The following is a 6,476-nucleotide window of genomic DNA, read 5'->3' on the forward strand; positions in this document are numbered from 1 at the left end:
GGGGACCGGTGAGAGGATGGTCGAAAACGTACGCTAAGCGTCCCGGCTTTGCTGGTGGAGGCGCAGCGGCCTGAACCGCTCGCGAGGTTTGTCGATCTCGCCCCAGAGATAGTCGCCGGTGAGGCCGATATGCTCCCAGCCCAGAGGGGCGACGTGGGCGAGCAGCTCGTCGGGCACGTCGACGCCGCTGCCGCGCAGATGACGGACAGCTCGGTCGAGATAGACGGTGTTCCAGAGCGTCATGGCCGCGGTGACGAGGGTCAGGCCGGAGGCGCGATGGCGCTGGTTCTCGAAGGTGCGGTCGCGCAGTTCGCCGAGGCGGTTGAAGAAGATGGCGCGGGCGAGCGCGTTGCGGGCCTCGCCCTTGTTGAGAATGCTGCCGGTGCGACGACGCTGGTCGGGATCATCGAACCAGTCGAGCATGAACAGGGTGCGTTCGATCCGACCTATCTCCCGCAGCGCGCGGGCGACCGAGTTCTGACGCGGGAAGCCCGCCAGCTTGCGGAGCATGACCGAGGCGCTCACCGTGCCGGCGCGGATCGAGGCGGCAAGGCGCAGGGTTTCGTCCCAGTTCTCCTCGATCGCGCGGATCTTGACCGGACCGGCGACGAGCGGGCGCAGCGTCGGCCACGAGTCGAGCGGCGACAGGCTGTAGAGCCGGCGCTCGTTGAGGTCGCGGATGCGGGGCGCGAAGCGGAAGCCGAGCAGATGGCACAGGCCGAAGACATGATCGACCGCGCCGGCGGTATCGGTCGCATGTTCGCGGATGACCAGCTCGCTTTCATGGTCGAGCAGGCCGTCGAGGACATGCGCGGCCTCGCCGGCATTGGCGGCGATGACCTTGGTGTGGAACGGCGTGAAGCGGTCGGTGACGTGGGTGTAGAACAGCACGCCTGGTTCGGTGCCATAGCGGGCGTTGTGATCGGCGCGGGCCTCGCCCTGACCACCGGCACGAAAGAACTGCCCGTCCGACGACGATGTATCGCCCGGTCCCCAGACCGCCGCGAGCGGATGCGCGGTATGGCAATCGACGATCGCCGCCAGCGCCGACAGATAGGTTTCGTCGCGCACATGCCATTCCGCCGTCCAGCGCAGGCGAGACAACGTCAGCCCGCGCGAGCTTTCGGCCATGCGGCCCAGGCCGAGGTTGGTCGCATCGGCGAGGATCGCACCCATCAGCGCGGACTGGTCGGAGGCGGGGGCGCCGCTGCGCGCATGGACGAAACGGTCGGCGAATCCCGACCATGCGGCGACCTCGACCAGCAGATCGGTGATTCGGACGCGCGGCAGCATCGCGTAGAGCCGGGCCTTTAGCGCATCGGCATCGTCGGACGGGGATCGCCGGATCGACGATATGAGCAACTGCCCGCGTTCGATCGTCACATCGACCAGCTCGCCCGCTGCGGCTGCGCGCTCCACCTCCGTCATGCGCCGGGCCAACAGGGTGCGGCGTTCCTCGTACCATTTGGAAAAGTCGGTCGGCACAACCAGGCGCAGATCGCCGCTCGCGCGCATCGCTTCGAAGGCGGGCATGGGCAGCTGATAGTCGTCGAGCGTGCGATAGGCGCGGCTGCCGTCCACCCAGATGCTGCCCGAGCCGAGCCGCTCGCGCAGGTGGGCGATCACTGCGATCTCATAGGCGCGCCGGTCTATCGTCCCTTCCGCCGGCTGCACGACCTTGCGCCAGCGCGGCTTGATGAAGCTGGTCGGCACTCGCTTCGGCAGGACCGATCGACCGTCGCGGTACATCGTGCGCAGCACCTCGATCGCGCCGAGCAGCGGATCAGCCAACCGCGCGGTGCGGAAGGTGAAAGCGGCGAGAAACGTCGGGGCGAAACGCCGCACGGCGGGATAGCGTTCGACCACTTCTTCCAGCCCGTCATCGGCCGAGCGCGTCAGATCCTCGGCAAAGCGGATGCTGCGTTCGAGCTGATCCCAGCCCATCTTCGCGTCGATCGCGCGGAAGGCATCGCGCCCGCTCGCACGAGCATCTACCAGCAGGCGACCGAGCCGGGCATGGAAACGCGCGGTGTCCTTCAGCATCCGTGCCTGGCCGAGCAGCCGATCGGAGCGGGTGCGGTCGGCACGGCGGAACAGCGCGCCCACCATCTTCTCCACCATGACCAGCGCGGCGTCGGTCAACGTCGCTTCCATCTCGATCACGGAAGCTACGAGCATGGCGAGCCGGCGCGGACGTTCGAGACGCCGCAGGTGCTGGGCGGTGACGATGCCGGCGGTCCGCGCAATGACGGCATAGCGAGCAGCATGGATACGTCGTGCTCGATCAGCCGCGATCCCGATGCCGCGCACGGTGTCGAGCCGTTCGACGATTCCCTTCAGGTTCGCGGCCGATGGTGCTTCCGGCCATTCGCGTATCCATCCTAGCCGGGTGCGCCCATCATCGTCGGAGGCGATCATGTGTTCGAGTGCGGCTTCCTGTTCGGTCGAACAGTCGCGGATCAGATTGGAATGGGCCGCCTTGCGCGCCCGTGTCCGCACGATGAGGGCGAGCCGTTCCAGCGTCGATGTCGCCGGCAGTACGATCCGGTCCGCCCGCAAGCGATCGACCATGCCTGTGACGATCGTCTCACCTCTATCAGTCGAAGCGGCAATCTCCGATCCCAGCGCCAGCATCGCCCGTACATCCACCCGCGCGAAGGCGCGCAGACCGAGCAGAGCTTCGATCTCGGCCCGGTGTTCGCGCAATGTCGTGGGGCGCGTGGCATAGCCGGTGAAGTCGTCGGCTACGCACCCGATCTGATCGGCGAGCAGCGCGAGCATGGCGGCGGGCACCGCATCCCCCGTCAGTAGCCTGCGACCGGGATGACGCAGGTAGCAAAGCTGCACCGCATAGCCGAGCCGGTTCGCCCCGCGCCGACGTCGCGCCACCTGTGCCAGATCGTCGGGACCGAGCGTATAGAGCCGTTCGATCGTCGCGCGATCGGCAGGCGGGTCGAAGATCACAGCACGCTGCGCGGGCGACAGGATGGTCTTGGTCGGCATCGGCTTCCTGTTCGTCACGAAACAGGAAAGCGTACCCGTTCATGGAGCATAGACCAGAAGACGGGTTATGTGACATTATCGCGATTGATCGACGGGCAATGCCGCTCCGTCACGTGAACGGACGTATATGTGACAACGCAGATCGGTTACGCGCGGGTGTCCAAGGCGGACGGCAGCCAGGTCCACGACCTGCAGCACGACGCGCTGGTCGCGGCCGGCGTCGATCCCGAGCATATCTATGAGGATGCCGCATCGGGCCGGCTCGACAAGCGACCGGGACTGGACGCCTGCCTGAAGGCGCTGCGCCGCGACGACACGCTGGTCATCTGGAAACTCGATCGGCTCGGCCGCGATTTGCGCCACCTCGTCAATACGGTTGGTGATCTGACGAAGCGTGGCATCGGGTTGAAGGTGCTGGCGGGCGAAGGCGCGTCGATTGACACAACCACCGCCAACGGTCGGCTGATCTTCGCGATTTTCGCCGGCCTCGCCGAGTTCGAGCGAGAACTGATCGTCGAGCGCACGCGCGCCGGTCTGGAGTCCGCTCGGGCACGCGGTCGGCACGGCGGGCGTCCGTTCAAGATGACGCCGGCCAAACTGCGTCTCGCCCAGGCCGCGATGGGCAAACCGGAAACCAAGGTCGCGGAGCTATGCGCCGAACTCGGCGTGACGCGCCAAACACTCTACCGACACGTCACGCCGAAGGGCGAGATCAGGCCCGATGGTGAAAAGCTGTTGGCGCGAGGGCGCCGATAGCAGTCGGCTGAAGCTGCTCAGGTTCAGAGCGACGATGCCGTAACGTAGGTTCCTACCGCAATCACGACGGCGGCAAAGCCACGTTCGAGCAGCCCCTTACGGGTGCCGAGAACCTTGCCCAATGCAATACCGCCGATCGTTCCAGCGACGCCGCCCACGACCAGCATCGCGGTCACGCTCCAGTCGACCAGCCCCGACAGGGCGTAGGACAAGGCGGTGGTCAACCCCAGCGCGCTGACGACGACCAGCGACGTGCCGATCGCGAAGGGCAGCGGCATCGCGGTCGCGAGGATCAGCCCCGGCACGATCAGGAAGCCGCCCCCGATCCCGAAGAAGCCGGCGGCAAGCCCGACGCCCAGCCCGATCGGAACCAAGCGCGGCAGCAGCGTCGAGGCGCTATCGCGGGTCAGTCGCACGTCCGGCGCTTCCGCCGTGCGGCGCTTGCGCAACATCGACAAACCGACGCCAATCATCAGAAGCCCGAACAGGACAAGCAGTCGCTTGCCGTCGAACGCCTTGCCCAACTCCGCCCCCAGCGCCGCGCCGATCATTCCGGAGACGGCGAAGACACTGGCGCACCGCCATTTCACGCGGCCCGCTCGCGCATGGCCGACCAGGCTGGCAAGCGCATTGACGGTGACGGCGACAGCGGCCGTCCCGATCGCAGCGTGCGGTGATCCGACGCCGACAACATAGATCAGGAGTGGCACGGCGAGGATCGACCCGCCTCCGCCGACAAGGCCGAGGATCAGGCCAATCACGCCGCCCGATGCAAGCGCGGCAAGGGTGGCAGCGGTGTCCACGATCGCCTCAGGCTGTCGCGCGCCGGTTCCAGGGCATGACGCGCAGCAGGTTGGCCATGCCGCACCACCCCGTCACGCCCGCGAACATCAGCCCCGCCCCGACGAACGCCGACAGCCCGAAGAAGCCGGGAGCGACGAACGTGCCGAGCAGAACGCCGATCAGCACCAGCCCACCGGCGGTAATCTGCACCTGCCGCATGATTTCCAACGGCTGCGACCGATCGGCGACGGTGGGCTGTCCTGCCTGCCGCCACGCATCGATGCCGCCGCCCAGGATATAGGCCGGCGCGCCACCCGCTGCCGCGCCGAGCTGCGCCGCATTGGCGGCGGTGCGCATCCCGGACTTGCAGTGAAAGACGACCGGACGATCGTCGCGCGGGAGATCGCCGATCCGGTCGAGCGGCACGTTCATCGCGCCGGGAATGCGTTCGCGCGCATGCTCGTCGGCACCGCGAATGTCGATCAGGCGCGCACCGGCATCGATCGCGGCACGGGTATCGTCGGGAGAAAGGGTCGCGAGCGTCATCGCATCAATCCTTGCAGTAGAGCTGGTAGAGAGTGCCGAGCAGCGTTTCGACGCGGGCATCCGCGATGGCGTACCAGAGCGTCTGGCTCTCCCGCCGGTAGGTGACGAGACCCTCGTCGCGCATCCTGGCCAGGTGCTGCGAGCAGGCCGACTGCGACAAGCCGACATCACGGGCCAGATCGCCGACCGTCATCTCGCCATGCTCGACCAGCTTGCACAGCAGCATCAGCCGGCGAGCATTGCCGATCGCCTTCAGCGTGTCGGCGACCTGCCCGGCCTTCGCCTCGAATGTCGCCAGGTCCATCGGCGGTTTGAGCATCATCGCCACTCCATTAGGTGTTGCTTATGTAGCACCAGCTAATATATTAGCAAGCGCTAACGGAGAAAATCATGACTCAGCCCCTCATCGAGGCGTTTTTCGACGAGCCGACCAATACGATTAGCTACCTCGTCGGCGATCCCGCGACACGGACTGCGGCGGTGATCGATCCAGTCCTCGACTTCGACATGGCGAGCGGCGTCGCCGACACGCGCTCGGCCGAGCGGATCGTCGCCTTCGCCCGCGAGCAGGACTGGCGGATCGCGATGGTGCTGGAGACGCACGCTCATGCCGATCATCTGTCGGCCGCACCCTTCATCAAGGCGCATACAGGCGCATGGATCGGGATCGGCGCGCATATCCGCGACGTGCAGAAAATCTTCCGCCCCGTGTTCGCGATGGATGATCTGAAAACGGACGGCTCGGACTTCGACCGCCTGTTCGAGAATGGCGACCAGTTCGCGATCGGGGCGCTGGCGGTCGAGGTGCTGCATGTCCCCGGCCACACCCCGGCCGACGTGACCTATCTGATCGGCGATGCGGCGTTCGTCGGGGATACGCTGTTCATGCCCGACTATGGCACCGCCCGCGCCGACTTCCCGGGCGGGGATGCGCGGACGCTCTATCGCTCGATCCGCCGGCTATTGGCGCTGCCCGACGAGACGCGACTGTTCCTCTGCCACGACTACAAGGCACCGGGTCGCGACGACTATCGCTGGGAGACGACGGTGGGCGAGCAGCGACGGTCGAGCGTCCACGTCCATGACGGTGTGAATGAGGACGACTTCGTCGCCATGCGCGAGCAGCGTGACGCCGGGCTATCCGTGCCCAAGCTCCTGCTGCCCTCGATCCAGGTCAACATCCGCGCGGGCCATTTCGATCAGGCGGAGGCGAACGGTGTCACCTACTTGCGTATTCCGGTAAAATGGAAAGCCGGCCATCCGTGATGTCATACGATCGCTGACACGGCTTTGTGCTTAGCGTACGTTTTCGACCATCCTCTCACCGGTCCCCGGATCAAGGTCGATCCGCCGGTGGATTTTCTACGTCCCAACTCGAAATGGCATCG

Annotated in this window: 6 protein-coding genes; 2 read left to right on the forward strand and 4 right to left on the reverse strand. The window is 66.3% G+C overall.

Translation table 11 applies throughout. From position 1 onward, the window contains the following. Positions 1-33: 33 nt before the first annotated feature. Positions 34-3,003: a Tn3 family transposase gene (locus ACFDS6_RS16250; protein WP_042491074.1), complete on the reverse strand. Its 2,970-nt coding sequence runs from the start codon at positions 3,001-3,003 to the stop codon at positions 34-36. Between the two features lie 129 nt (positions 3,004-3,132). Between ACFDS6_RS16250 and ACFDS6_RS16255 the strand changes: the two genes are divergently transcribed. After that, the gene (locus ACFDS6_RS16255; RefSeq protein WP_082052512.1) at positions 3,133-3,759 is read left to right on the forward strand and encodes a recombinase family protein; all 627 of its coding nucleotides are present in this window, start codon (positions 3,133-3,135) and stop codon (positions 3,757-3,759) included. Positions 3,760-3,782: 23 nt separating this feature from the next. Here ACFDS6_RS16255 and ACFDS6_RS16260 read toward each other — a convergent pair whose 3' ends face one another. The 3 genes from ACFDS6_RS16260 to ACFDS6_RS16270 are packed head-to-tail and all read right to left on the reverse strand — an operon-like array spanning position 3,783 to position 5,410. Then, positions 3,783-4,562: a sulfite exporter TauE/SafE family protein gene (locus tag ACFDS6_RS16260; RefSeq protein ID WP_042469177.1), complete on the reverse strand. Its 780-nt coding sequence runs from the start codon at positions 4,560-4,562 to the stop codon at positions 3,783-3,785. A gap of 7 nt (positions 4,563-4,569) precedes the next feature. Further along, entirely contained in the window at positions 4,570-5,088 is a 519-nt protein-coding gene (locus tag ACFDS6_RS16265; protein ID WP_042469176.1) for a rhodanese family protein, read from the reverse strand. Positions 5,089-5,092: 4 nt separating this feature from the next. Further along, positions 5,093-5,410, reverse strand: coding sequence for a helix-turn-helix transcriptional regulator (locus ACFDS6_RS16270; RefSeq protein WP_042469298.1), 318 nt, complete (start codon positions 5,408-5,410; stop codon positions 5,093-5,095). A 68-nt stretch (positions 5,411-5,478) separates the two neighbouring features. Here ACFDS6_RS16270 and ACFDS6_RS16275 point away from each other — a divergent pair, with 68 nt between their 5' ends. Then, positions 5,479-6,354: an MBL fold metallo-hydrolase gene (locus ACFDS6_RS16275; RefSeq protein WP_061780293.1), complete on the forward strand. Its 876-nt coding sequence runs from the start codon at positions 5,479-5,481 to the stop codon at positions 6,352-6,354. Positions 6,355-6,476 lie beyond the last annotated feature (122 nt).

It is taken from the genome of Sphingomonas sp., from assembly GCF_042095875.1.
GTDB lineage: Bacteria > Pseudomonadota > Alphaproteobacteria > Sphingomonadales > Sphingomonadaceae > Sphingomonas.

Coding starts and splice junctions, on each gene's coding strand:
- ACFDS6_RS16250 (WP_042491074.1), bottom strand. CDS start 3,003: ATGCCGACCAAGACCATCCTGTCGCCCGCGCAGCGTGCTGTGATCTTC.
- ACFDS6_RS16265 (WP_042469176.1), bottom strand. CDS start 5,088: ATGACGCTCGCGACCCTTTCTCCCGACGATACCCGTGCCGCGATCGAT.
- ACFDS6_RS16270 (WP_042469298.1), bottom strand. CDS start 5,410: ATGATGCTCAAACCGCCGATGGACCTGGCGACATTCGAGGCGAAGGCC.
- ACFDS6_RS16275 (WP_061780293.1), top strand. CDS start 5,479: ATGACTCAGCCCCTCATCGAGGCGTTTTTCGACGAGCCGACCAATACG.